At 71.3% G+C, this 4,029-nt stretch carries 3 protein-coding genes; all 3 read left to right on the top strand.

From position 1 onward, the window contains the following. Nucleotides 1-292: GTP-binding protein (locus tag VE546_RS21090; protein WP_324924686.1), on the top strand; the 292-nt coding region annotated here is incomplete at its 5' end. Nucleotides 293-659: 367 nt separating this feature from the next. Next, on the top strand, nucleotides 660-3,857 hold the full coding sequence (locus VE546_RS21085; protein ID WP_324924684.1) for a nitrate- and nitrite sensing domain-containing protein: 3,198 nt from the start codon (nucleotides 660-662) through the stop codon (nucleotides 3,855-3,857). A gap of 1 nt (nucleotide 3,858) precedes the next feature. Further along, nucleotides 3,859-4,029, top strand: a 171-nt coding sequence (locus VE546_RS21080) for a roadblock/LC7 domain-containing protein (protein WP_324924688.1), incomplete at its 3' end; no start/stop codon positions are given.

Raw genomic sequence — 4,029 nt, 5'->3', positions numbered from 1 at the left:
CATGTGGGACGACCTGGTGCGCGGCGCGATCGGCGCGGTGGTGCTGGTGGACACCCGCCGGCTGGCCGACTGCTTCCCGGCGGTGGACTACTTCGAGAACTCGGGCCTGCCGTTCGTGATCGCGCTCAACGGCTTCGACGGGAAGCAGCCGTACACGCCGGACGAGGTGCGCGAGGCGCTGCAGATCGGCCCGGACGCGCCGATCATCACCACCGACGCCCGGCACCGTGCGGAGGCCAAGAGCACGCTGATCACGCTCGTCGAGCACGCACTCCTGGCACGTCTGCGCTGACCCCCGCCGACCGCGCCCCGAGCCGGGCCTTGGGGGCACGACGCGTACGGCGATGGGGAGTTACCGATGGGTAGCCGCGGCGGGTGGGGTCCCGCACCCCACCCGTCCGACCTTCATAACGTTTCGACAGAGATATTGGGGCGCCGGGAACACTCGGCGCGAGCACGCCGCTCCCCTGCGCGCACAAAATTTCCCCCATTTGTTAGTGAGCGGGTGCAATGCCCTTTTTATTCTCCGTGTATCGCGGGGCGTCATCAGTGGTCCAGGTGTTTGGAAAGCTTCTGCCTGGCGTGCTGAAATTCGCTGAACTCAGCAGTAGTTACGGTTTCATCGAGGACGATGGGCTGAAGCCGAGAGGTTTGGTCGAGTGAGGCGAAGCAAATCCAGCTCCCCGCCCCGGGAGCCGCGGGGCAACTTCACGCCGCCGCAGCGCGCCGCGGAGGTGCCCTCCGACCTGCCCGGGGACGGCGGGGGAACGGGCGCCGGTGGTCGTTTCGCGGTCCGCAACTGGCGTGTGGCCACCAGACTGAACGCGATCCTGCTCATACCCGTGCTCGTCGCCCTCGTCTTCGGCGGTTTCCGGGTGCAGAACTCCCTGGACACGCTGCGCGAGGCCGAGGAGGCCGAGCGCACCGCCGAACTGGTGCGGGCCGCCGCCGCGTACGCCCACGCCCTGATCGACGAGCGCGACCGCACCGCCGCGCCGCTCCTCCAGGGCAACACCGACGACCCGGTGATCGAGGAGGTGCGCGGTGTCACCGACGCCGCGCGCGAGGAGTTCCACCGGCGCGTCGACCAGATGCCCGACCACCAGGGCCTCAAGCGCCGCCTGGCGGCGTTCACCCGGGTCGAACCGAAACTCTCCGAACTGCGCCAGGCCGCGTACACCGAGCGCCTGGGCGGCGTGGAGACCGAGGAGGGCTACGTCCAGCTCCAGCACCCGCTGATGGAGTTCGCCAACGAGCTGGGGCTGGGCACGGGCAACATCACCTCCTACGGCCGCACCGTCTACGCCATCTCGCTGGCCAAGGCCGCCGGTTCCCTCCAGCGCGCCATCGGCACCCACCTGCTGATCAAGCCCGGGCCGGGCGCGGACGACAAGCGGCGCCAGCTCACCGCCTTCAGCTCGTACGCCTACCTGGAGCGCATCGCCGTCGACGAGTACCGCGGCGGCGGCACCCCGGAGGACTGGAAGCGCCTGCAGGAGGAGATGGCCGCGGCCGCCTCGGAGAGCCAGGAGCGGCTCGGCGAGGCCAGGCAGGAGGCGGAGTCCGCCGGCGAGACCTTCGTCGGCCCGCCCCCCACCGACAAGATGATCCAGGCCATCGCCTCCGGGGCCTCCCCCCAGGCGCTGCGGGCCCGCGGCGTCACCGCCGAGAACTGGTACACGGTCGCCACCGGCACGTTCAACGCCTACCGCGTGGTGGAGAAGGAGCTCACCGACCGGGCGGTGGAGGAGACCGGGCAGATCGCCGCCGACGCCAAGCGGGACGCCGTCGTCAACTCCGTCATCGTGCTGGTCGCCCTGCTGACCGCCTTCGTCATCGCGGGGATGATGGCCCGCTCGATGAGCAACAGCATGCGCCGTCTGCGCGACGGCGCCTTCGACGTCGCCCAGCAGCGGCTGCCGATGCTGGTCGACCAGCTCTCCCGCACCGACCCGGGCAAGGTCGACACCCGGGTCCGGCCCATCCCGATCGACAGCCGGGACGAGATCGGCGAGGTCGCCCGGGCCTTCGACCAGGTCCACCGCGAGGCCGTCCGGCTCGCCGCCGAGCAGGCGCTGCTGCGGGGGAACGTCAACGCGATCTTCACCAACCTCTCGCGCCGCAACCAGGGCCTCATCGAGGGCCAGCTCGCCCTCATCACGGAGCTGGAGAACAACGAGGCCGACCCGGACCAGTTGGAGAACCTCTTCAAGCTGGACCACCTGGCGACCCGCATGCGCCGCAACGGCGAGAACCTCCTCGTCCTGGCGGGCGAGGAGCCCGGCCGCCGCTGGAACCAGCCGGTGCCGCTGGTGGACGTGCTGCGCGCCGCCTCCTCCGAGGTGGAGGACTACGAGCGCATCGAGCTGTCCGGCGTCCCGGAGAGCGAGATCCACGGCGCCGTCGTCACCGACCTGGTGCACCTGCTGGCCGAGCTGCTGGAGAACGCCACCTCGTTCTCCTCGCCGCAGACCAAGGTCCGCGTCACCGCGACCCGGCTGCCCGACGGCCGCGTGATGATCGAGATCCACGACAAGGGCATCGGCCTGACGCCCGAGGACTTCGCCGACATCAACCACAAGCTGGCCAACCCGCCGACCGTGGACGCGGCCATCTCGCAGCGCATGGGCCTGTACGTGGTCGGCCGCCTCGCCGCCCGGCACGGCATCCGGGTCCAGCTCCGCCCCTCGGGCGAGCAGACGGGTACCACCTCGCTGGTGATGCTCCCGGAGGAGATCACCCACGGCGGTGGCGGCGAGGAGCAGTTCGAGGAGGACTTCACCGTCTCCCGGATCGTCCCGGAGCAGCCGCAGGCCGTCGAGCCCAGCCACGAGGGCGGCCGGCGCCAGCTCTCCGCCGCCGATCTCGGCTTCGACGACTCCCGCTACGGCTCCCCGGGCCAGGCGCCGAACGACTCCTCCGTGCTCGACCCCGTGGGCCGGTCGCTGATGCGCGAGGAGCGCCGGGCGGCGCTGGAGGCGCAGCAGGCGCGGTATCCGGAGGACGGCCGCTACGAGGGCTACGGGACGGCGGAGCAGGGCGGCCAGGAGCAGTACGCCTCCCCGCAGCACGCCGCCTACGACCCCGAGCAGACGGGCCAGTACGGCACGCCGGGCGGCTTCCCCCAGGAAACCGCGTACGGGCAGCAGGCCGGGTACCAAGCGGAGTACCGGGCCGGGCAGCAGGACGGCTACCGGACCGACTACCGGACCGAGCCCGGGCAGCAGGAATACCAGGCCGATCACCAGCGGCAGGAGTACCCGTCGGGCTATGGGACCGGATACGGTGAGAACTCCTACGACCCCGGTCAGGGCACCGCGCGGGGAGCGGAAGCGGAATCCGCACCCAGTGCTCCCGAAGACGACCGGGAACGCGTAGGCTTCGACCGACCGGGCCCCTCCACGGACGGCTCCTCCTCCCTGACCGGCGCAGGACTCCCGCGCCGGGAACGGAAGCGGCAGCAGCCCGGAGAGGCGCCGGCTCCGCAGTACCAGCCACAAGCGGAATCACCGGAGGTGCCACGGCAGGAGGATCGTTCCGACGATTCCACATGGCGCACGGCGAACGACGAGCGCTGGCAGCGGGCGGAGCGGCTCCGCGACCCCAAGGCCGGCGGAGTCACCCCTTCCGGCCTGCCCCGCCGCGTCCCCAAGGCCAACCTGGTCGCGGGCGCCGCGGAACCGGAACAGGCACCCCAGGGCGGCCCCCAGGTCTCCCGCGCCCCGGAGGACGTCCGCGGCAGGCTGAGCAACCTGCACCGCGGCGTCCGGCGGGGACGCACCGCGGGCGGCTCGGACGCCACCCAGAATGACCGACCGGGCTACGGCCCCGGCAGCACCTACGATCAGGAGCGTTAGTGTGAGCCCGATGAGCCAGGCGGCGCAGAACCTGAACTGGTTGATCACCAACTTCGTGGAGAACACCCCGGGGGTGTCGCACACGGTGGTGGTCTCCGCCGACGGCCTCCTTCTGGCCATGTCCGAGGGGTTCCCGCGGGACCGTGCCGATCAGTTGGCGGCGGTCGCGTCG

The sequence above is a fragment of the Streptomyces sp. genome (genome assembly GCF_035644915.1).
GTDB lineage: Bacteria > Actinomycetota > Actinomycetes > Streptomycetales > Streptomycetaceae > Streptomyces.
This window is presented reverse-complemented; position numbering and strand designations above follow the sequence as displayed.